25 protein-coding genes are annotated in these 20,875 nt (G+C 69.0%); 13 read left to right on the top strand and 12 right to left on the bottom strand.

Going from position 1 to position 20,875, the window contains the following annotated elements; all coding sequences use genetic code 11:
• The first annotated feature begins 13 nt into the window (after positions 1 to 13).
• From C6V83_RS03965 to C6V83_RS03950, 4 genes are all read left to right on the top strand, one after another.
• The gene (locus C6V83_RS03965) at positions 14 to 430 is read left to right on the top strand and encodes a PaaI family thioesterase (protein WP_105941297.1); all 417 of its coding nucleotides are present in this window, start codon (positions 14 to 16) and stop codon (positions 428 to 430) included.
• 70 nt (positions 431 to 500) lie between these two features.
• Positions 501 to 1,625: a Zn-ribbon domain-containing OB-fold protein gene (locus C6V83_RS03960; RefSeq protein ID WP_105941296.1), complete on the top strand. Its 1,125-nt coding sequence runs from the start codon at positions 501 to 503 to the stop codon at positions 1,623 to 1,625.
• Positions 1,622 to 2,665 carry a thiolase domain-containing protein gene (locus tag C6V83_RS03955; RefSeq protein ID WP_105941295.1) on the top strand — a complete coding sequence of 348 codons (1,044 nt, stop codon included), beginning with the start codon at positions 1,622 to 1,624 and terminating at the stop codon, positions 2,663 to 2,665. The genes C6V83_RS03960 and C6V83_RS03955 overlap by 4 nt, the downstream gene beginning before the upstream one ends.
• Entirely contained in the window at positions 2,665 to 3,834 is a 1,170-nt protein-coding gene (locus C6V83_RS03950; RefSeq protein WP_407646239.1) for a thiolase domain-containing protein, read from the top strand. Before C6V83_RS03955 ends, C6V83_RS03950 begins: the two co-directional genes overlap by 1 nt.
• A gap of 252 nt (positions 3,835 to 4,086) precedes the next feature.
• Here C6V83_RS03950 and C6V83_RS18255 read toward each other — a convergent pair whose 3' ends face one another.
• Complete coding sequence (locus C6V83_RS18255) at positions 4,087 to 4,713, bottom strand: hypothetical protein (protein WP_159067434.1); 627 nt, start codon at positions 4,711 to 4,713, stop codon at positions 4,087 to 4,089.
• 173 nt (positions 4,714 to 4,886) lie between these two features.
• On the opposite strand from C6V83_RS18255, the gene C6V83_RS03935 reads away from it, so the two are divergent.
• Positions 4,887 to 5,309, top strand: a complete 423-nt coding sequence (locus C6V83_RS03935) for a DoxX family protein (RefSeq protein WP_105941294.1) — start codon at positions 4,887 to 4,889, stop codon at positions 5,307 to 5,309.
• A gap of 9 nt (positions 5,310 to 5,318) precedes the next feature.
• On the opposite strand, the gene C6V83_RS03930 is transcribed toward C6V83_RS03935, so the two are convergent.
• Both C6V83_RS03930 and C6V83_RS03925 read right to left on the bottom strand, forming a co-directional pair.
• On the bottom strand, positions 5,319 to 5,768 hold the full coding sequence (locus C6V83_RS03930; protein ID WP_105941293.1) for a nuclear transport factor 2 family protein: 450 nt from the start codon (positions 5,766 to 5,768) through the stop codon (positions 5,319 to 5,321).
• 2 nt (positions 5,769 to 5,770) lie between these two features.
• Positions 5,771 to 7,042: a cytochrome P450 gene (locus C6V83_RS03925; protein WP_325027389.1), complete on the bottom strand. Its 1,272-nt coding sequence runs from the start codon at positions 7,040 to 7,042 to the stop codon at positions 5,771 to 5,773.
• 171 nt (positions 7,043 to 7,213) lie between these two features.
• Here C6V83_RS03925 and C6V83_RS03920 point away from each other — a divergent pair, with 171 nt between their 5' ends.
• Positions 7,214 to 8,377: a steroid 3-ketoacyl-CoA thiolase gene (locus tag C6V83_RS03920; RefSeq protein ID WP_105941292.1), complete on the top strand. Its 1,164-nt coding sequence runs from the start codon at positions 7,214 to 7,216 to the stop codon at positions 8,375 to 8,377.
• A 28-nt stretch (positions 8,378 to 8,405) separates the two neighbouring features.
• Here C6V83_RS03920 and C6V83_RS03915 read toward each other — a convergent pair whose 3' ends face one another.
• Complete coding sequence (locus tag C6V83_RS03915) at positions 8,406 to 8,873, bottom strand: SRPBCC family protein (RefSeq protein WP_105941291.1); 468 nt, start codon at positions 8,871 to 8,873, stop codon at positions 8,406 to 8,408.
• A 121-nt stretch (positions 8,874 to 8,994) separates the two neighbouring features.
• Here C6V83_RS03915 and C6V83_RS03910 point away from each other — a divergent pair, with 121 nt between their 5' ends.
• Both C6V83_RS03910 and C6V83_RS03905 read left to right on the top strand, forming a co-directional pair.
• Entirely contained in the window at positions 8,995 to 9,240 is a 246-nt protein-coding gene (locus tag C6V83_RS03910; protein WP_105941290.1) for a type II toxin-antitoxin system Phd/YefM family antitoxin, read from the top strand.
• Positions 9,237 to 9,650, top strand: a complete 414-nt coding sequence (locus C6V83_RS03905) for a type II toxin-antitoxin system VapC family toxin (protein ID WP_105941289.1) — start codon at positions 9,237 to 9,239, stop codon at positions 9,648 to 9,650. Before C6V83_RS03910 ends, C6V83_RS03905 begins: the two co-directional genes overlap by 4 nt.
• Before the next feature lie 31 nt (positions 9,651 to 9,681).
• Here C6V83_RS03905 and C6V83_RS03900 read toward each other — a convergent pair whose 3' ends face one another.
• Together C6V83_RS03900 and fadD8 are read right to left on the bottom strand one after the other, a co-directional pair.
• Entirely contained in the window at positions 9,682 to 10,602 is a 921-nt protein-coding gene (locus tag C6V83_RS03900) for a fructosamine kinase family protein (protein ID WP_105943696.1), read from the bottom strand.
• 21 nt (positions 10,603 to 10,623) lie between these two features.
• A complete protein-coding gene (fadD8, locus tag C6V83_RS03895) occupies positions 10,624 to 12,225 on the bottom strand; it encodes a fatty-acid--CoA ligase FadD8 (RefSeq protein ID WP_105941288.1) in 1,602 nt (533 codons plus the stop codon).
• Between the two features lie 100 nt (positions 12,226 to 12,325).
• Here fadD8 and C6V83_RS03890 point away from each other — a divergent pair, with 100 nt between their 5' ends.
• Positions 12,326 to 12,982, top strand: a complete 657-nt coding sequence (locus C6V83_RS03890) for a GNAT family N-acetyltransferase (RefSeq protein ID WP_105941287.1) — start codon at positions 12,326 to 12,328, stop codon at positions 12,980 to 12,982.
• A gap of 61 nt (positions 12,983 to 13,043) precedes the next feature.
• On the opposite strand, the gene C6V83_RS03885 is transcribed toward C6V83_RS03890, so the two are convergent.
• The 3 genes from C6V83_RS03885 to C6V83_RS03875 all read right to left on the bottom strand — a co-directional run bounded on the left by C6V83_RS03885 (position 13,044) and on the right by C6V83_RS03875 (position 15,190).
• Positions 13,044 to 13,409: a hypothetical protein gene (locus C6V83_RS03885; protein ID WP_105941286.1), complete on the bottom strand. Its 366-nt coding sequence runs from the start codon at positions 13,407 to 13,409 to the stop codon at positions 13,044 to 13,046.
• Positions 13,396 to 14,292: an SDR family oxidoreductase gene (locus C6V83_RS03880; RefSeq protein ID WP_105941285.1), complete on the bottom strand. Its 897-nt coding sequence runs from the start codon at positions 14,290 to 14,292 to the stop codon at positions 13,396 to 13,398. The genes C6V83_RS03885 and C6V83_RS03880 overlap by 14 nt, the downstream gene beginning before the upstream one ends.
• 106 nt (positions 14,293 to 14,398) lie before the next feature.
• Positions 14,399 to 15,190 (bottom strand): SDR family oxidoreductase, encoded by a 792-nt coding sequence (locus C6V83_RS03875; protein WP_105941284.1) that lies wholly within the window; start codon positions 15,188 to 15,190, stop codon positions 14,399 to 14,401.
• A gap of 74 nt (positions 15,191 to 15,264) precedes the next feature.
• On the opposite strand from C6V83_RS03875, the gene C6V83_RS03870 reads away from it, so the two are divergent.
• The 4 genes from C6V83_RS03870 to C6V83_RS03855 are packed head-to-tail and all read left to right on the top strand — an operon-like array spanning position 15,265 to position 18,839.
• A complete protein-coding gene (locus tag C6V83_RS03870) occupies positions 15,265 to 16,089 on the top strand; it encodes an enoyl-CoA hydratase family protein (RefSeq protein WP_105941283.1) in 825 nt (274 codons plus the stop codon).
• Between the two features lies 1 nt (position 16,090).
• A complete protein-coding gene (locus C6V83_RS03865; protein WP_105941282.1) occupies positions 16,091 to 16,981 on the top strand; it encodes a CoA transferase subunit A in 891 nt (296 codons plus the stop codon).
• Positions 16,978 to 17,730, top strand: a complete 753-nt coding sequence (locus C6V83_RS03860; RefSeq protein ID WP_234353849.1) for a CoA-transferase subunit beta — start codon at positions 16,978 to 16,980, stop codon at positions 17,728 to 17,730. Before C6V83_RS03865 ends, C6V83_RS03860 begins: the two co-directional genes overlap by 4 nt.
• Entirely contained in the window at positions 17,727 to 18,839 is a 1,113-nt protein-coding gene (locus C6V83_RS03855; RefSeq protein WP_105941280.1) for an NAD(P)H-dependent flavin oxidoreductase, read from the top strand. Before C6V83_RS03860 ends, C6V83_RS03855 begins: the two co-directional genes overlap by 4 nt.
• On the opposite strand, the gene C6V83_RS03850 is transcribed toward C6V83_RS03855, so the two are convergent.
• The 3 genes from C6V83_RS03850 to C6V83_RS03840 all read right to left on the bottom strand — a co-directional run bounded on the left by C6V83_RS03850 (position 18,815) and on the right by C6V83_RS03840 (position 20,785).
• Entirely contained in the window at positions 18,815 to 19,273 is a 459-nt protein-coding gene (locus tag C6V83_RS03850; protein ID WP_105941279.1) for a hypothetical protein, read from the bottom strand. The two genes, C6V83_RS03855 and C6V83_RS03850, sit on opposite strands and share 25 nt — an antisense overlap.
• Before the next feature lie 77 nt (positions 19,274 to 19,350).
• Positions 19,351 to 20,349, bottom strand: a complete 999-nt coding sequence (locus tag C6V83_RS03845; protein WP_105941278.1) for a sigma-70 family RNA polymerase sigma factor — start codon at positions 20,347 to 20,349, stop codon at positions 19,351 to 19,353.
• A gap of 1 nt (position 20,350) precedes the next feature.
• Complete coding sequence (locus tag C6V83_RS03840) at positions 20,351 to 20,785, bottom strand: VOC family protein (RefSeq protein ID WP_105941277.1); 435 nt, start codon at positions 20,783 to 20,785, stop codon at positions 20,351 to 20,353.
• Positions 20,786 to 20,875 lie beyond the last annotated feature (90 nt).

Here is a 20,875-nt window from a genome sequence, read left to right as displayed (position 1 = left end):
CACCCTCGGATGCGTGGACATCGAGGTCGCGAGAGCGGTGCTGGACGCGCAGCCCTTCAGCCGGCTGCTCGGCGCGCGCGTGGCGGAAGTGTCCGACGAGCACGTCGTCCTCGAGCTCGACGTGGACGATCGCCTGCGCCAGCAGTTCGGGCTGATCCACGGCGGCGTGCTCGCCTATCTCGCGGACAACTCGCTCACCTACGCGGCAGCGCTGGCGCTCGGCCCGGAGGTGCTGACCAACGGATTCACCATCGACTACCTCGCCGCCGCCCGCGACGGCGCGGTACTGCGCTCCACCGCCCGGCTCGTCGGTGGCGGACGACGCAAAGCGACCAGCCGCTGTGAGATCGAGATCGTCGACGACGACGGCGCAGCCACCCTGTGCGCCGTAGCAATGGGCTCGGCGATCTCGACGACCAAGAAGTCCTGACCGCACCCGGCAGCCTCCCTACCGCGAGCAAACCCTTGCGCAGCAAACTAGAACCTGTTCTACTTCTGGTGTGACCACGAGCGCAGCACCCGGACCCGTGCGGCCGAGCCCCGAGGTCGAGGTTCCCGCACCGGAGACCGAGATCCTGGAAGCCGATCTCGCGATCTCCTTCGACTACACCCGCTCCCTCGGACCAGTCCTGTCGCCGTTCGCACTCGCACTGCGCGAGGGACGGATCCTCGGCGGGCGCACCTCCGACGGACGCGTCCTGGTACCGCCCTCCGAGTTCGACCCGCGCACCGGACGCCCCACCCACGAGCTCGTCGAGGTGGGTGCCACGGGCATCGTGACCAGCTGGTCGTGGCAGCCGAAACCCCTTGCCGGACAGCCGCTCTCGAAACCGTTCGCCTGGGCACTGATCCAGCTCGACGGCGCCGACAGCGCAGTGCTCCACGCGGTCGACGTCGACGACCCCGCCGCCATGTCCACCGGTATGCGAGTACAGGCCGCCTGGCGGGAAGCGCGCACCGGACGGATCGACGACATCGCATGCTTTGTTCCTTTCGACGGGGCTCAAGGAGCGGACGTAGCGGCTCAAGGAGCGGACGTAGCGGCTCAAGGAGCGGACGTAGGGGCTCAAGGAGCTGGCGGGGCGGGGTCTCGACTTCGCTCGACCAGCGAACAAGACTCCGCCGCAGAGGGGGACTCGACCGCCGACGAGCGCGTCGTCATCGAGACGCCCGTGGCACTGGAGATCCGGCACGCCGCCACCGAGGAGGAGTCCTGGTACCTCGACGGCCTCAAGCACGGAAAGCTCTACGGCGGACGTGTGACGACCGGCGAGGTCTACTTCCCACCCCGGCAGGCCAGCCCGGCGGACGGATCCAGAACCACTGAGCGCGTGGAACTTCCCGACACCGGAATCGTCACCACGTTCTGCATCGTCAACGTCCCGTTCCTCGGGCAGCAGATCACGCCGCCGTACGTCGCCGCATACGTCCTTCTCGACGGCGCCGACATCCCGTTCTTGCACCTGATTCTCGACTGCCCCGCCGACGAGGTGCGCATGGGCATGCGCGTCAAAGCGGTCTGGCGTCCAGAGGACGAATGGGACCACACCCTCAAGAACATCAGCCACTTCGCGCCGACCGGTGAGCCGGACGCGCCGCGCGAGGCCTACCGGGACCACCTATGACCACACAGCAACAGCCCCGCATCGCTATCGTCGGATTCGCCCACAGCCGCAACGTCGCCGCCACCACCGGCACCACCAACGGCGTCGAGATGCTGATCCCCTGCTTCGACCGTCTCTACTCGCAGCTCGGGATCACCCGCTCGGACATCGACTTCTGGTGCAGCGGTTCGTCGGATTACCTTGCCGGGCGGGCATTCTCGTTCATCTCGGCGATCGACGCCATCGGCGCGGTGCCGCCGATCAACGAGTCGCACGTCGAGATGGACGGAGCGTGGGCCCTGTACGAGGCCTGGGTCAAGATCCTGACCGGCGAGGTCGACGTCGCCCTCGCCTACGGCTTCGGCAAGGCGTCGGCCGGGAACTCCGACCGCACGCTGGCGTTCCAGACCGATCCGTACACCGTCGCACCGCTGGTACCCGACGCCCGGTCGCTCGCCGGCCTCCAGGCGCGGACCGGCATCGACTCCGGCGCCTGGACCGAGCGCGACATGGCCGAAGTCGCCGCCCGCACCACCGGAACCGCCGCGGACGAGCTGCTGGCGACCGACTACGTGGCCGATCCCCTTCGCCCCCACGACATCGCGCCGTACGCGGACGCCGCCGCGGCCGTCGTCATCGCCACCGAGGAGCGCGCCCGCGAGCTCGCCGAGAACCCGGCCTTCATCACCGGATGGGATCACCGGATCGACTCGCCGAACTTCGGCGCGCGGGACCTCACCCGGTCGCCGTCGACCGAGCTGGCCGGCGACACCGCGTTCGGCGACCGCGACCGCGCCGTCGACGTCGCCGAGTTGCAAGCGCCGTACACCCATCAGGAACTCATCCTGCGCCAGGCGCTCCGGCTGCCCGACTCCGTACAGATCAATCCTTCGGGCGGCGCGCTGACCGGCAACGCCTTGTTCTCCGGCGGACTGCAGCGCATCGGCTACGCGGCGCACGCGATTCTCACCGGGCGAGCAGAGACTGCACTGGGTCACGCGACCAGCGGCCCGCTGCTTCAGCAGAACATGGTCGTGACTTTGGCGGGAGGCGAGAACTGATGGCGCGCAATCGATCCGCGGTGCTGGGCACCGGACAGACGAAGTACGTGGCCAAACGGCACGACGTCACCATGGCGGGCATGGTGCGCGAGGCCATCGACCGGGCCCTCGACGACGCACAGGTCTCGATGGACCAGATCGACGCGATCGTCATCGGCAAGGCGCCCGACCTCTTCGAGGGCGTGATGATGCCCGAGCTCGCCATGGCCGAAGCGATCGGCGCGGTCGGCAAACGGATGATCCGCGTCCACACCGCCGGCTCGGTCGGCGGTTCGACGGCGATCGTCGGGTCGTCGCTGGTCTCCTCGGGCGTGCACCGGCGCGTGCTCGCCGTCGCCTGGGAGAAGCAGTCGGAGTCGAACGCGATGTGGGCGCTCTCGATCCCGGTGCCGTTCACCATGCCCGTCGGCGCCGGCGCCGGCGGCTACTTTGCGCCACACGTCCGCGCATACATCGCGAATTCCGGTGCGCCGGAACACATTGGGGCGATGGTGGCGGCCAAGGACCGGCGCAACGGCGCCAAGAACCCGCTCGCGCACCTGCACCAGCCGGACCTCACCGTCGACAAGGTGATGAGTTCGCAGATGCTGTGGGACCCGATCCGCTACGACGAGACGTGCCCGTCGTCGGACGGCGCGTGCGCGGTGGTGATCGGCGACGAGGCAGCCGCGGACGACGCCGTCGCCGACGGCCGGCCGGTGGCCTGGATCCACGCCACCGCGATGCGCACCGAGCCGCTCGCCTACTCGCACCGCAACGTGGTGAGTCCGCAGGCCGGACGCGACGCCGCGGCCGCGCTGTGGAGATCGGCCGGCATCGCGAATCCGCTCGACGAGGTGGACGTCGCCGAGATCTACGTGCCGTTCTCGTGGTTCGAGCCGATGTGGCTGGAGAACCTCGGCTTCGTGCCGGAGAACGAGGGCTGGAAGCTCACCGAGGCCGGGGACACCGAGATCGGCGGGCGGCTCCCGGTCAATGCGTCCGGGGGCGTGCTCTCGTCGAATCCGATCGGCGCCTCCGGCATGATCCGCTGCGCCGAGGCCGCGATCCAGGTGATGGGTAAAGCCGGCGACCATCAGGTCGACGGCGCCCGGAAGGCGCTGGGGCACGCCTACGGCGGCGGCTCGCAGTACTTCTCGATGTGGCTCGTCGGAGCGGACCGGCCTTAGCGTCTTGGGTCTCCAGCCGGGGAGCTCCCGACGACCCGATGTCACCGTCGGAGCGGACCGGCCATAGAGTTGCGGGCTAGGTCTCGATACGGCTCGGCTAGGTCTCGATACGGCTCGGCTAGCGCCTCACCTACTCGACCACCGGCTTCCTCACCTACTCGACCACCGGCTTCCTCACCTACTCGACCACCGGATTCCTCACCTACTCGACCACCAACATTCGAGGCTCGCGTGGCTCTACCGCGACGAGGGTCACCAGTTCACGCTCTGGTTCTCGGTGAGCTTGAAACCGGCGGCACCGGAGGTGGTCTCGCACTGGATCCCGTCCTGGAACGCGGTGCACACGAAGGTGCCGTTCGGCAGTGAACGTCCCGTCGGCAGCTCCTTCGCGGCGCCGCTCGGAGCGAAGTCCTCGGCCGTGCCGACGGCGAACGCGGACTTGCCCTCCGAGGTCACCGCGACACCGTCTGATCGAGCGGGCCCTCCGGATGCGAGCTCTCCCGTACACCCGGCCACCTCCTGCGTCATCACGCACGTCCACTTCCCGTCACCCGCGGCGAACTGGTAGTCGGTGCCGCTGCCCGGTCGCAGAAAGCCCTCGCCGCTCACGATGGCGCCCGGCTGCACCCGGTCGGCCGGCGGCGTGCCGGGCGCAGGCGTCGCCGTGTCCGCCGTCGTACGCCCCGCGGAGGGCGCCGGAGCGGACGCTTCGACGGAGGAGGCCGCCGACGGGTCCGCGGCCGGCGGAACCGTCGTGCTCTGCGAACCGGCGAGGGAGACCGAACTGTTCGCGGCTTCCGTGGAATCTCCGCCGCAGGCGGTCAGGGCCAGTCCGAGAGCCGCCGCGGCAGCGGCGGAGGCAAGTGCACGTCGTCGCATGCGGTGAGGGTATCGGGTGCGGGCCCGGCGGCCTCGCAGGCTGGCCGGTGCCGTCGCGAGACCGACCTGAGAATCACGCGGAGACCCGGAGAAAATCCGGTTGGCACATTCCATTTCGGACCCCGGTCCGGTTACGCTCGGTAGCACACTGTCCCCCCGAACGAAGGAACGCCATGACTCCCCTCCAACAAGGCCAGTCTGTCGCCACCACGATCGCCCGCGTGATCATCGGCATCATCTTCTTCGCCCACGGCTGGCAGAAGTTCTTCACCAACGGGATCGACAACGTCGCCACCGGATTCGAGGCGATGGGCGTGCCCGCGCCGACGTTCTCGGCCTGGTTCGCCGGACTCGTGGAACTGGTCGGCGGCGCCGCACTGATCGTCGGCCTCGCCGTGCCGCTCTTCGCCCTGCTGCTGATCATCGACATGATCGGCGCCATCGTCACCGTGCACCTGGACCAGGGATTCTGGGCCTCCGACGGCGGCTACGAACTCTGCCTCGCCCTGATCGCGGGTCTGATCGCGGTCGGCTTCGCCTCGCAGGGACGGCTCTCGGTGGACGGCAACGTGCTGGCCGCGCGACAGAAGAGCTAGGCAGGAGACTCAGGCGGGGCGGAGGGACTGCATCGTCGCCTCCACCTCCCAGAACGCCCGGAGGGCGAGCAGGTCTCCGTTCCCGTCTGCCTTGTAGGTGAAGACGCCGTCGGCCTCGGTCACGTGGCCGGCGATATGCGTGACGATCTTGCCGATGTAGGCCACCTCGTCACCGCAGATGATCTCCTTGTCGAAGACGAAGTCGATCCGCTCCGTGGTGCCGATGGTCTTGTCCCAGAACTCCGAGAGTTGCTGCGCCCCACGGTGACCCACGCCGTCTTCGTCGAACATCGACGGTCCGACGGGATCCTCGACGGTCCCGTCGGCCGCGAAGTTCGCCAGCCAGGCGTCCTTGTCGCGGGCCGCCACGGCCTCCCGTGAACGACGACCCGCCAGCACCGCCGGATGGTTCTCCCGGTCGATGCTCAGGTACGGCGGAAGCGCGCCCTCCTCGCCCATGACTATCGGGTCCCGTAGTCGACCTGGAGTTCTTTGATCCCGTTGATCCAACCGTGCCGGAGGCGGCGCGGCTGGTCCAGCTTGGTGATGTCGGGAACCATGTCGGCGAGCGCGTTGAACATCAGGTTGATCTCCATGCGCGCGAGATTGGCGCCGATGCAGAAGTGCGTGCCGTTGCCGCCGAAACCGACGTGCGGGTTGGGATCGCGCAGGATGTTGAAGGCGAACGGGTCGTCGAACACGTCCTCGTCGTAGTTCGCCGAACCGTAGAAGAGTCCGACTCGCTGTCCGGCTTTGATCTCCTGACCGCCGATTTCCACGTCGTGCTTGGCGGTGCGCTGGAAGCAGTTGACCGGGGTGGCCCAGCGGACGATCTCGTCGACGGCCGTAGCCGGGCGCTCGGCCTTGAACAGTTCCCACTGTTCGGGGTTGTCGAGGAAGGCGTTCATCCCGTGACTGATCGCGTTCCGGGTGGTCTCGTTGCCGGCGACGGTCAGCAGGATGAAGAAGAAGCCGAACTCGGCCTCGTCGAGCGAGTGCCCGTCGATGTCGGCGTGGACCAGCGTGGTGACGATGTCCTCGGCCGGGCACTTCCGGCGCGCATCCGCCATGTTGTAGCCGTAGCCCAGGATCTCCGCCGAGGCGACTTGCGGGTCGGTGGTGTACTCGGGGTCCTCCGCGTTCATCATCGAGTTGGACCAGTCGAAGAGCTTCATCCGGTCTTCCTCGGGCACGCCGAGGAGGTCGGCGATCGCGAGCAGCGGAAGGTCGACGGCCACCTGGTGGACGAAGTCGCCGCTGCCGGCGTCGGCGGCCTTCTGCACGATGGCGCGAGCGGCGTCGTCGAGCTTCTCTTCCAGCGCGTGCACCGCCTTCGGCGTGAACGCACGCGAGACCACCTTGCGCATCCGGGTGTGCTCGGGCGGGTCGTGGTTGATCAGCAGCGCCTTGGTGACGTCGAGCTGCTCCTGGGTCATCTCGTCGTCGAACCGCATGATGACGCCGTTCTCTGCGGTCGACCAGTCCTCGGCGTTCTTGGAGATGTCGCGGATGTCCTTGTGTCGGGAGATGACCCAGTAGCCGCCGTCGTGGAAGCCGCCGCCCTTGCCGGGCAATTGCGGATTCCACCAGACCGGAGCCGTCTTGCGGAGTTCGGCGAACTCCTTGACCGGGATTCCCTGCTCCAGCAGATCGGGGTTGGTGAAATCCCACCCCTCCTGCGTCATGAACGGGCACTTGCCGGCCGGGCCGGATGCTGCGGCATTCTGCATCATCTGCGTCACGCCTCCACCTCTTCTTCTCTGATCTTGATCCGGCCCGATGAGACGAGAACCGGTTTCAGTCTCTGCACTGCCCACTGTGCCACAGGTCATAGACTCTAACAAGAACATGTTCTAGTTTTGACTGAGACCAATCTAGAAATCCGTCTCGAAGGAGGGCCCGGCATGGGTGACCCCGTGATCGTCGAAGCAGTCCGCACCCCGATCGGCCGCCGTAACGGCTGGCTGTCCGGGCTCCACGCCGCCGAGATCCTCGGCGCCGCACAGTCCGGAGTAGTGGAACGGGCCGGCATCGACGCCCAGCTCGTCGAGCAGGTGATCGGCGGCTGCGTGATGCAGGTCGGCGAGCAGGGCAACAACGTGACCCGCACCGCGTGGCTGCACGCCGGCCTCCCCTGGCAGACCGGCGCCACCACCGTCGACTGTCAATGCGGCTCCGCCCAGCAGGCGAATCACCTTGTCGCCGGGCTGATCGCCACCGGTGCGATCGACGTCGGGATCGCGTGCGGAATCGAGTGCATGTCGCACGTGCCGCTGGGCGCGAACGTCGGCACCGAAGCCGGTCCACGACGGCCGTCGTCGTGGGACATCGACATGCCGAACCAGTTCGAGGCCGCCGAACGCATCGCACGACGACGCGGCATCACCCGCGACGACGTCGACGCTCTGGGCGTGCGCAGTCAGCAGAACGCGCGACGGGCCTGGGACGAGGGTCGCTTCGACCGCGAGGTGCTCACCGTCTCGGCCCCCGAGCACACGCGCGAGGGCGAACTCACCGGCGAGACCCTCACCGTCGACCGGGACCAGGGCTTGCGCGAGACCAGCCGGGAGTCCCTCGCCGGACTCAAGCCTGTGCTCGAGGACGGCATCCACACCGCGGGCAACTCCTCGCAGATCTCCGACGGCGCCGCGGCCGTCCTGCTGATGGACTCCGACCGCGCCCGCGCGCTGGGACTGCGCCCGCGCGCCCGGATCAAGACACAGGCTCTGGTCGGCGCCGAGCCGTACTACCACCTGGACGGGCCGGTCCAGGCGACCCAACGGGTACTCGACAGGAGCGGGATGTCCATGTCCGACATCGACTTGGTCGAGATCAACGAGGCCTTCGCGTCGGTGGTCCTGTCCTGGGCGCAGGTGCACGACGCCGACCTGGATCGCGTGAACGTCAACGGCGGTGCGATCGCGCTCGGCCACCCCGTCGGCAGCACAGGATCGCGCCTGATCACCACCGCCCTGCACGAGCTCGAGCGGAGCGACTCGTCGACCGCCCTGGTCACCATGTGCGCCGGCGGGGCGCTTGCGACGGCGACGATCCTGGAACGCCTCTGACGCAGCGAGATGCGCCGAGCAGACCGGCTCAGCTCTGCTCGGCGCGCGCCTTCAGATTCGCCAGGGTGGACTCGATGTGCGCCCGGTTCGCGGTGTCGCGGTCGGCCACGCCGGTGGCCTTCGCGCCGATCGGCGCGAACCAGCCGGGGCGCCGATCCCAGGTGCTCTCGGTCACCCGGCAGCCGCCGTCGACGGGTTCGACGTCGTAGCGCCACCGCGCGATCGGGATGATCAGGCTCGTCACCTCGAACTCGAAGGCCGTGCCGGGATCGGCGACGGTCACGGTGCATGTGGTGGTCCACGACTTGCCGTCGTTGCTGTTGCGGCCCTTGAACTTCGCACCCGGACGGGCAGCATCGCCCTTGGTCCACCGCATGGACGTGGTCTCGGCCGCGAGTTCGGCCAGCACGTCCAGGTCGGTGATGAGCGCGTACACGGCGGCCGGAGCCGCGGCGATGGTGATGTCGGCCGAGGCGCTCGGCTGCTGGTTCGTCATGGCTTCACTCTGCCACGGACCATGCTCGCCGGACCGGAGCGCTCGGTGGCCGGACGCCCTCGGACCCGAAAAGAACTAGAGTAGTGATAGGTACTACAAAAAGAGCGCTTGGGAGGGCCCGATGACGACCACAGTTCCCGCCACGGATTTCAACCGGAATCCCAGTCACGTCAAGCGACTGGCCGCAAAGGGCCCGGTCGTCGTCACCGAGCACAACCGCCCCACGCTCGTCGTCCTGTCCTTCGACGAGTACCAGCGCCTCACCGCGTCACCCGCCGGACTGGGGACCTGGCTGCAGATGGACGACGACGTCGACTTCGACGTCGAGACCGGCGGACTCGGAATCGAGCCCGCGGACTTCACGTGAAGTACCTCCTCGACACGAACGTCGTCAGCGAACTGCGCAGCCGCCGGGGCGCCGCGCAGGTTCGCGCGTGGGTGGACGCACAGAGCGCGCTCGATCTCGCCATCAGCGTCGTGACACTCATCGAGATCGAGACCGGAATCCTCCGCCTCGCTCGGCGGGATCCGGCACAGGCGAAGCTCCTGGACTCCTGGTTCACCGACCGACTGCTCCCCGCCTTCGCGGACCGTACGTTGCCGATCGATCTCGCGGTGGCGCGCCGCGTCGCCGTACTGCACGTTCCCGATCCGGCGCCGAAGCACGACGCGTTGATCGCGGGTACGGCGCTCGCCAACGATCTGATCGTGGTGACCCGCAACACCGCCGACATCCAGCGCACCGGTGTCGAGGTCCTCGATCCCTGGCGACAATGACGCCGTGCGCGCGATTCGGGAGTTCGGGAGCCTATCGCGCGTAGTGCCGGAGCACCGCGAGGGCTTCGGCGCCGTACCCGTCGCCGAACAGGATCGCATGCACCAGCAGTGGGGGCAGCTGGTACCAGCGGAGCCGCTCGCGCCAGCCTTCGGCGAGCGGAAAGGCCTCGTCGTAGGCCGCGAAGCCGTCCGGCCCGAACCCGCCGAACAGCGTCATCATCGCCAGGTCGATCTCCCGGTGCGCCCAGTGCGCCGCCGGGTCGATGAGCCAGTTCCGGCCACCCGTGCCACGGCCGTCGGCGCCCCGGCCATCCGGCCCACTCGCTCCGCTCCCGGCGCCGACCATCCGATTGCCCGCCCACAGGTCGCCGTGCACCAGCGCCGGAGGTTCGGGCGGACCGCACAACTCGGCCGCGCGCGGCGCCAGGCGATCGATCAGACTGCGCGCTTCGGCCGGCACCGCGCCTTCGGCGATCCCCCGGTCGATCAGCGGCCGCACCCGGCGCTCGACGAAGAACTCCGGCCAGTCCGCGGTCGGCGTCAGATCCACCTGAGCCGAGCCGAGATAGCCGGCGGAGACCCCGTCGAGCCCGCCGAACGACGGGTTGGTGGTGCGGTGCAACGCCGCGAGCCCGCGACCCAGGTCGGCTTCGGTCGTCGACGACGACGGCCCGCTCTCGATCCACTCGAGCACCAGTCCGGATGCGCTCTCCCGCAACACCTCCGGGACGCACAGCTCACCACTGTGGGCGCGCAGCGCCTGCAGTCCGGCGGCCTCCCGCTGGAACAGGCCCGGCGAGGCATCCGGCCGCCATTTCAGGAACAACGGACCGTCGGCGGTGTCCAGCCGGTAGGCCCAGGCGATGTCGCCGCCCGAGACCGGCCATGCGGAACGCACGCCGAGTCCGTCGATCAGTTCAGGGGGCAGACTGGAGAGATCGTGGGACGCCATGTCGCCCATGGTGCCCGCAGATCACGAGAACTGTGCTCGCAACGCCTTCTTGTCCGGCTTGCCGAGGGCGGTCAGCGGCAGCGCCTCGGCGAAGATCACCGCCTTGGGCGCTTGGACCGCGCCCTTGGCCTCCTTCACCCGCGCCCGGATCTCGTCCGCCACGGCGGACCGCGCCGCCTCCGAATCCGCGGAGTCCGGGCGCAGCACCACCACCGCGGTCACCGCCTCGCCCCAGGTCTCGTCGGGTACCCCGATCACGCCGACCTGGGCCACCGCGGGATGCCCGGCGATCACGTCCTCCACCTCGCGCGGGAAGACGTTGAATCCACCGGTGACGATCATGTCCTTGGTGCGGTCGACGATGTACCAGAATCCGTCGTCGTCAGCCCGGGCCACGTCGCCGGTGTGCAGCCAACCGTCCCGGAACGCCTCGGCGGTCTGCTCCGGAAGCCCGAGGTAGCCGCCGGCCAGCAGCGGGCCGGACACGCAGATCTCACCGGGCTCGCCCGGCGGCACGGGCGCACCGTCGTCGTCGAGCAGTGCGGTGCGCAGGAACGCCGACGGCCGGCCGCAGCTGGTCAGGCGCTGCGGGGTGTGCTCGCCCTTGGGGAGGTAGCTGATCACCATCGGCGCCTCGGACTGCCCGTAGTACTGCGCGAAGATCGGCCCGAACCGTTCGATCGCCTCAGCCAGCCGGACTGGATTGATCGACGAGGCGCCGTAGTACACCGTCTGCAGGGAGCTGAGATCCCGGGTCCGCGAATCGGGATGATCGAGCAGGGCGTACAGCATGGTCGGCACCAGCATCGTGGCCGAGATCCGTTCCCGCTCTATGGTTTCCAGCACTTCCGCCGGATCGAAGCGCTTCAGCACCACCAGGGTGCCGCCCTTCATCAGGGTCGGCACGAAGAACGCGGCGCCCGCGTGCGAGAGCGGTGTGCACATCAGGAACCGCGGGCGCTCGGGCCACTCCCATTCGGCCAGCTGGACGGACGTCATCGTGGCCATCGCCTGCGCGGTGCCGATGACCCCCTTCGGCTTGCCCGTGGTGCCACCCGTGTAGGTGATGGAGACGACGTGATCGGGCGGCAGCAGAGCCGCAGTGAGCGGCTGGGCGTCGTACTTCGCGGCCTCCGCGACCAGATCCACGCCGACGCTCGCCAGTTCCTCGGGCACCGGGCCGAAGGTGAGGATCGTGCGCAGCCCGGGCACCTCGTCGAGCAGCGCGACGGCCCGTTCGACGAACATCGGGACCGGGTCGATCACCAGTGTCTCGATCCCGGCATCGTTGAGGACGTAAGCGTGGTCGGTCAGCGAGCCGAGCGGGTGCAGCGCCGTCCGCCGCCAGCCCTGCGTCTGGCCGGCGCCGATCACCATGAGCACTTCCGGCCGATTGAGCGACAACAGTCCGACGGCGGTCCCGGGTCCTGCGCCGAGACTGGCGAAAGCCTGTACATAGCAACTGATCTCGTCGGCCAGCTGGCCACCGGTCAGTTCGGTGCCGGCGATCTGCAACACGGGGTCCAGGCGGTGCCGGCGCAGCGCCGCCACCATCAGGTCCCCGAGATGCACACCGGTCCGCAGGTACTCGTCGGTCAACTCGCGGGTCGCAGTTTCAGCCATGCCCCAAGACTAGAACGTGTTTCAGTTCCACGAAACTCCTCCGTGTAAACATCTGGTTCCTACCCATCCGTAACCACGGTTTCGGGCCTACATTGGATGCATGACTGATGTGGACAAAGCGACGGCCCGCCGCGAAATCACCCAAGCCCTGCTCACCGCGCTCGAGCGTCGACACGAAGTCCTCGACGTGATCGTGGACGCAGAAGACCGCGGGGCCGCCGTGGCCGCGCTCTCCGAACTGCTCGGCGCCACGCCGCTCGGCGTCGACGCCGTGCTGAACATGTCGTTCCATCAGCTCACCAAGGACCAGCGCCGCAAGAACCAGGCCGAGCTCGACGACCTGAACGCCGCCATCACCTTCACCGCCGCCGATCGTCCGGCCGCCGCGAGCGACAGCCTGGGACTGCGGCCGTTCTCCGCAGAAGAGGATGCCGACATCCTGTCCGAGCGCACCGCCGAGATCGGCCTGGCCGCCGACGGTTCGGGCACCGCGGCGGGCGAGCTGTCCGAGGAGATCGCCCAGGGCGTCAAGCGCGTCGACGACGAGGACGCCGTCTGGCTGGTCGCCATCGAGGGCGACGCCAAGATCGGCATGGTCTTCGGCGAACTGAACGACGGCGAGGTGGACGTCCGCATCTGGATCCGCCCGGAGAAGCGCAAGCACGGTTACGGCACTGCGGCCCTGCGCAAATCGCGCTCGGAGCTGGCCGCCCTGTTCCCCGGCGTCCCGCTGGTGGTGCGCGCGCCGAGCGCCTGACCCGCGAACCCGAAACACGACGCCGCCCGGTGGATCCACCGGGCGGCGTCGTCTGTCGTCGTCAGATCCGGCGTGGCGGGGAGAAGTTCGCGACGATCGCGGTGATCAGGCCGTCGTCGTCGAACTCGAATCTCTCGATCACCCGCGCTCCGAGTCCGAGCGCCTTCGGCCGCACGTGCACCAGGTAACTGGTGTCCACACGGTTCCCCTCGACGGTCGCCGTGAAGTCGCTGACCGCGTGGATCAGCCGGAACTGCGGCCCGCGGGCGAGGCTGCGGGCGATGTGCCCGCCGTTGCGCCCGGTCTTCACCCCGAGTTCGGTCCGCGTGCAGGCCGGGTGCAGCGGCACCGGTGAAGGATCGTGACTCACCAGCGCATCGACGTAAGCCTTTGCCGCCGAGACCTTTTCGTCGTCATCGAGCGCCATAGGGCTTCACCTGTTCCGGAGATCTGCCGAGGAGGTCGACGACGACGGGCCCCAGCTCGGCGGGCTCCCAGCGAGCGCCTTTGTCGATCGAGGCGGCGCGCTGCCAGCCGTCGAGCACGGTGATCCGGCCGCCCTCCACCTCAAAGAGGCGTCCCGTGACCCCGCCCGCGTCGGGCGATCCGAGCCACACGACGAGCGGCGAGATGTTCGCCGGATCCATCGCGTCGAACGAGCCGTCGCCCGGTGCCGCCATCTGCGCGGCCATCGCCTCACCGGCGCCCATGGTCATCTGGGTGCGGGCGGCGGGGGCGATCGCGTTCACGGTGACACCGTAACCCCCCAGCTCGACCGCCGCCTGAATGGTGAGTTCGGCGATGGCCGCCTTGGCCGCGGCGTAGTTGCCCTGCCCCACCGAGCCGAAGATCCCCGCACCGGACGAGGTGTTGACGATCCGCGCCTGCCGCGGCACTCCGGCCTTGGCCTGCTCGCGCCAGTATGCGGCGGCATGACGCAGCAGCACGAAGTGACCCTTCAGGTGCACGCGCACCACCGAGTCCCACTCGTCCTCGGAGAGCGACACCAGCATGCGGTCCCGCACGAATCCGGCGTTGTTCACCAGCACGTCGATCCCGCCGAACTCGTCCAGCGCCGTCCGCACGATCCGCTCGCCGGTCACCCAGTCGGCGACGTCGCCCGGCGCGGCCGCCGCCTGTCCGCCGGCGGACCGGATCTCGGCAGCCACGGCGGCTGCCGAGTCGGCGTCGTAGTCGTTGACCACCACCCGGGCGCCGCTCGCGGCGAAGGCCAGCGCATGGGCGCGCCCGATCCCCTGCCCGGCACCGGTCACGATCACGGTCCGGCCCTCATTCAGGTGTTCAGTCATGGACTTCGTCCTTCCAGTTGTTTCGGATGGTTTCGACACGTTCGTCGCTGCGCTCCTCACGGCTCAACCAGCGATAAGGGGTTCCCCGCGTTCGCGGCACCACGGCTCAACTGCCGAGCGGGGAGTTGCCCGCGTTCGCCGCGTCCAGGAAAGCGGGCTTCTCTCCGCCCCCGTGCACGGTGAGGGTGGAACCGGTGATGTACGACGCCAACGGCGACAAGAGGAACGCCACTGCGTTCCCGATGTCGGCGGGCTCGGCCAGCCGGCCCATCGGGATGGTCCGCCCGACGGCGGCCACCCCGTCGTCGTCGCCGTAGTGCAGGTGCGACGACTCGGTCCGCACCGGCCCGGCGATCACCGAGTTGATGCGCACCTTCGGCGCCCATTCCACGGCGAGCGAGGTGGTCAGGTTGTCCAGCCCCGCCTTGGCCGCGCCGTAAGCGGCGGTGCCCGGCGAGGGCCGATGGCCGCTGACACTGGACACGTTGACGATCGCGCCGCCCCCGTCCTGCCCGGCCATCACCGCCTGCGCCGCCCGCGCGACCACCAAGGGCGCCACCAGGTTCAGCTCGACGATCTTCGACGAGAAGCCGTCGGATGCCTCGGCGGCCAGCACGAACGGCGAACCGCCGGCGTTGTTGACCACCCCGTCGAGCCGCCCGTGACGGTCGACGATTCCGGCCACCATCGCGGCGACGGCGGCGGGGTCGCGGACGTCGCAGGCGGCGAACTCGTGCACCGGCGCGCCGTCGCCCGGCCGCCGCGCGCAGACCACCGGGATCGCTCCGGCGTCCGCGAGCACCGTCGCGATGCCCGCGCCGACGCCGCGCACGCCTCCGGTCACCAGGACCACCTGGCCGCTGAGGTCGAGCCCGACTCCGTGCACCGCTGCTGTCATGGTGCTACCGTAGCAAACAACCAAGCACTTGCTTGGTAGAACGGAGCCGAACAGGCTCGGTGAGGAGTACCCACGTGCCGATCAGCACCGTCCGTCCCGAACCCGGCATCGCCGTGATCACCGTCGACCGGCCGCCGGTCAATGCGCTGACCACCGCCGACTGGTTCGCGTTGGCTTCCCTGCTGAAGACCACGGGCGACGATCCCGAGACCCGCGTGGTGATCCTCACCGCGCAGGGGCGCGGCTTCAACGCCGGCGTCGACATCAAAGAGATGCAGGAGACCGACGGCTTCGACGCCCTCATCGGGGCGAACCAGGGCTGCGCCGCCGCCTTCTCGGCGGTGTACGACTGCGCCGTCCCGGTGATCGCCGCGGTCCACGGATTCTGCGTCGGCGGCGGCGTCGGCCTGGTCGGCAATGCCGACGTGATCGTCGCGGCCGAGGGCACGGTCTTCGGACTGCCGGAGGTCGATCGGGGCGCGCTGGGCGCCGCGACGCATCTGGCCCGGCTGGTGCCGCACCATCTGATGCGCACGCTCTACTACACCGCGCAGAACGTCACCGCCGAGCAGCTGGAGCACTTCGGATCGGTGTACCGGGTGGTGCCCCGTGACGAATTGATCGAGGCCGCCATGGAGGTGGGCCGCAGCATCGCCGCCAAGGACACCCGGGTGATCCGGGCCGCCAAGGCCGCCATCAACAACATCGATCCCGTCGACGTGAAGAAGAGCTACCTGATGGAGCAGCGCTACACCTACGAGCTCAACCTTGCCGGAGTCGGCGACGAGCACCGCGATGCCTTCGTCGCCGGGAGCGGAGCGAGCGGGACGCATGGCACCGTCGCCGGGAGCGGAGCGAGCGGGACACCTGACACAACAGCAGAGAAGGGCGCTCGCTGACATGCCGAAGGACAAAACCAGTTCGCTCGACGACGTGATCGCCGACCTCGACGACGGCATGACGATCGGCATCGGCGGGTGGGGCGGGCGCCGCAAGCCGATGGCCCTGGTCAGGGCGCTCGCCCGATCCGCCGTCAAGGATCTGACCGTCGTCGCCTACGGTGGCGCCGATCTCGGATTGCTCTGTGCCGCAGGGAAGGTCCGGCGCGCCTACTACGGGTTCGTCTCCCTCGACTCGGCGCCCTTCTACGACCCCTGGTTCGCCCGGGCCCGGACTTCCGGTTCCCTCGAGGTGCGTGAGATGGACGAGGGCATGATCAAGTGCGGGCTCGAAGCGGCGGCCGCACGGCTCCCCTTCCTGCCGATCCGCGCCGGTCTCGGCTCCGACGTCCCCGCCTTCTGGGACGGTGAGCTCAAGACCGTCGAGTCGCCGTATCCGGACTCCGACGGGCGGATCCAGACGCTCATCGCCATGCCCGCCCTACGGCTCGACGCCGCCCTGGTGCATCTGGACGTCGCCGACTGCCACGGCAACGCGGCGTACACGGGCGTCGACCCGTACTTCGACGACCTCTTCCTGGCCGCCGCTGACCGCCGCTATCTGGAGGCCGACCGTGTGGTGCCCACCGATGAGCTGGTCGACAGTGTCGCCCGCGAACGCCTGCTGATCAACCGGATGGACGTCGACCGCGTGGTGCTCGCGCCGAACGGAGCGCACTTCACTTTTGCCGGCGAGTACCCGCGCGACGAAGCCTTTCAGCGGTTCTACGTCGAGTCCGCGGCGGACGACGAGGCGTGGGCCGCGTTCCGCGACAGATTCCTCGCCGTCGACGAAGAGACTTACCAGCGCGAAGTGGCGCAATGGCAGACCGAACAGGAGGAGGCCCGATGAGCGCCGAAATCAGCCGCGCCGAGTACTGCGTGGCCGCGTGCGCCGCGATCTTCGACGGCGCGGGAGAGATCATGGCGTCGCCGATGGCCCCGGTCCCGCTCTTGGGCGCCCGGCTCGCCCGGCTCACCACCGAACCCGAGCTGCTGATCACGGACGGCGAGGCGCTGATCCTGGCGGACACCCCGGCGATCGGCCGCTCCGGCGCGATCGAAGGCTGGCTGCCCTTCCGGAAGGTGTTCGACGTCGTCGCGTCGGGCCGCCGTCACGTGGTGATGGGCGCCAACCAGATAGACCGCTTCGGCAATCAGAACCTGTCGGCGTTCGGTCCCCTGCAACACCCGACCCGGCAGATGTTCGGCGTACGCGGGGCTCCCGGCAACACCATCAACCATGCGACCAGCTACTGGGTGCCCCGACACAGCACGAGGATCTTCACCGAGTCGGTCGACATCGTCTGCGGTGTCGGCTTCGACCGGGTCGACGAGCGCAATCCGGCGTTCGACCACGTGCACATCCATCGTGTGGTCACCGATCTGGGCGTCTTCGACTTCGGCGGTCCCGGTCACAGCATGCGGGCCCTGTCCCTGCATCCGGGCGTCAGGGCAGATCAGGTCGCGGAGAACACCGGATTCAGTGTCGCCGAGCTCGATTCGGCACCGGTCACCGCCACCCCGACCGTCGAACAGCTGACGCTGATCCGCGAGGTCCTCGACCCCAAGGGTGTACGGAACCGCGAGGTCCGGTCATGAGGTCGGCACCGCTGAGGACGAGACTGACCGACCTCGTCGGCGTCGAGTACCCGATCGTCCAGACCGGGATGGGCTGGGTCTCCGGACCGCAGCTCACCGCGGCCACCGCCAATGCAGGCGGGCTGGGGATTCTCGCGTCGGCCACGATGACGTACGACGAGCTCGCCGCCGCCGTCGCCCAGACCAAGTCGCTCACCGACAGGCCCTTCGGCGTGAATCTCCGCGCCGACGCGAGCGACGCGGCGGAGCGGGTCGACCTGATGATCCGCGAAGGTGTGAAGGTGGCGTCGTTCGCGCTCGCACCGAAACCGGAGCTGATCGCCAAGCTGAAAGACGCGGGGGCGGTGGTGATCCCGTCGATCGGCGCCGCCAAGCACGCGGTCAAGGTCGCCGGCTGGGGTGCCGACGCGGTGATCGTGCAGGGCGGTGAGGGCGGCGGCCACACCGGTCCCGTCGCCACCTCCCTGCTGCTGCCGTCGGTGATCGACGCGCTCGGAGGGCGAGACGGCGAGACCGCCATTCCGGTGATCGCGGCCGGCGGCTTCTTCGACGGCCGCGGGCTGGTCGCGGCCCTCTCCTACGGGGCCTCCGGAATCGCCATGGGCACTCGATTCCTGCTCACCTCGGACTCGGAGGTGCCCGACAGCGTGAAACACGAGTACCTCCGGCGCGGGCTGGGCGACACGGTCGTCTCGACCAAGGTCGACGGCATGCCGCACCGCGTCTTGCGTACCGATCTGGTCGAGGCGCTCGAAAGCGGCTCGCGCGCCAAGGCGCTGATCGCCGCCGCCCGGAACGCCAATGAGTTCAAACAGCTCACCGGGATGCGCTGGACGTCGCTCCTGCGCGACGGCCGCGCCATGAGGCGCTCCGGAGAACGCACGTGGCAGCAGATCATCATGGCGGCCAACACCCCCATGCTCCTGCGCGCCGCGATGGTCGACGGCAACCCCGACGCGGGCGTCTTCGCTTCCGGCCAGGTGGTCGGCATGATCGACGACCTCCCCAGCTGCGACGACCTCATCCAGTCGGTGATGGCGCAGGCCCGCGCCCGGCTGGACGCCATCGCACGGATCGGCGCCGATCAGCCGGAGTCGCGGACGCCCTGACTGTTGCGGACCAATCCGCTCTTGCAGAACTCCTTGACGATCGCCCACGAGCGAGAGTTCTCGACGAGCTGCTTCTTGTTCAGCCGGCGACCGAGTTCGGCGGTGACCGCTTTCGCGTCTTCCGGGCTCAGCCGGTTGTAGTCGGTGCAGGTCATGTCCCAGGCCTTCGCCGCGGCGCCCGGCGAGGCCTCGGCGCTCGTGCTCTCGACGGCGTTCGAGCGGCTGGGGCCGGTGGTCTCGTCTTCGCTCGACCGGCGTGCGGAGGTCTCGACGGAACTCGTGGCCGAGCGGCGGGCGGAATCGTCGATCCCGCTGGCGGCCGACGCCTCGTCGCCGCGATGGGCCGAGCCGTCCACCGAGCATCCGGTCAGAGCGATCAGACTGGCGCAGGCGCACGCGATCGTCGTCGTACGCAGCCGTTCCGACTTCGCCATGGCACCCCTTCGACGTTGATCTCGACCCGACCACTCTGCCGCGCCGGCCGGTTCCGCGCAAGCGCCCGAGGTCCGAGTCAGCGCACCTCCGCCGGCAGGCCGGCGAGCCGGAACGCGTCCGGCAGGAAGAACGCCGCCACGTGCGCCACCTCGCCGCCTTCGAGGGTGAGCACGTCGAGCTGGAACGGCCGCCACACGTCACCCTCCGGCTGCCGCAGGTACATTCCGGCCGCAGGAAGCCCGTTGCACACCGTGGGGATCATGCGCAGGTCGCCGGCGCGCTGGGCCGGGCACTGGGTGGAGGTCAGGACGCCGATCGCCGCAGCACCGCGGTACCAGCCCGGGAACGGCGGCATCTCCCAGATCGCGTCCGCTGCGAGGACTTTCACGACGCCGTCGATGTCGTGCCGCTCGAACGCCGCGCAGAACTCCGCCCAGACGTGCTGCTCGTGTTCGGTCAGTTCCGCTGCCCGTCGGCCCTCGCCGATGCCGGCACGTGCCTGGGCCTGCGCCAGCGTCTTGCGTGCCCGCGCCAGCGCGCTGTTCGCCGACGGCACCGTCGTGTCCAGCAGCTCTGCGGTCTCGGCGGCGGAGAACACCAGGACGTCACGCAGGATCAGGGTGGCACGCTGACGCGGCGGCAGATGCTGCAGCGCCGCAGCCATCGCCAGGCCGACGCTTTCCCGCCGCGCGGCCACTTCGGCCGGATCGCCGAGCGCCGCGTCGGGGAGCGGCCCCAACCACGGCGTCTCCTCGTCGGCGACCACCGGCACGCCGGGATCGGATTCCGGCGCCCCGAGGCCGGTGGGCAACGGTCGCCGGCCCCGACTCTCCAACGCGTTCAGGCAGGCGTTGGTGGCGATCTTGTACATCCAGGTGCGTGCCGACGAGCGCCCTTCGAAGCCGTGGAATCCGCGCCACGCCCGCAGGTAGACCTCCTGCAGCACGTCTTCGGCGTCAGACGGCGAGCCGAGCATGCGGTAGCAGTGCGCAAGGAGCTCGGCGCGCATCCCGGTCGCGAGCTCTTCGAAGCACTGCCCTGTGCTCGTCGAAGGGGCCGCCTCGTCGGTGGTCACATCACACTCCCTGCTGCTTCGCGTATTCTTCCGGGCCTGCCTCGACTGCGGCCGGCTCCATCCACATGATCTCCCACGTGTGGCCGTCGAGGTCGTCGTACGTCCGGCCGTACATGAACCCGTGATCCTCGGTGCGCCCGGCCGTGGCACCGTGCTCCACCGCCTTGTCGACCAGCGAGTCGACCTCGTCGCGGCTGCTCGCACTCAACGCCAGCAGCGTCTCGCTCTCGGCGGTCGCGTCGACGATCTTCTTGTCTGTGAAGGTGGCGTAGAAGTCACGACGCAGCAGCATCGCGACGATGGCGTCGCCGAGCACCAGGGCCAGGGCGTTGCCGTCGCAGAAGCGGTCGTCGAACCGGTACCCGAGTCCTTCGAAGAAGGCGCGCGAGCGGTCCAGGTCGGCGACGGGCAGATTGACGAAGATCATGTCGTGCATGGTGTCCTCCTGAGGTCTGCGGCAACCGTGGTGGAATGCCGTCACACATATAGACCGGCGGCCGCGCCGAAAATGATCGGTAGTCTCAGA

Source organism: Gordonia iterans, assembly GCF_002993285.1.
Classification (GTDB): Bacteria; Actinomycetota; Actinomycetes; order Mycobacteriales; family Mycobacteriaceae; genus Gordonia; species Gordonia iterans.
This window is presented reverse-complemented; position numbering and strand designations above follow the sequence as displayed.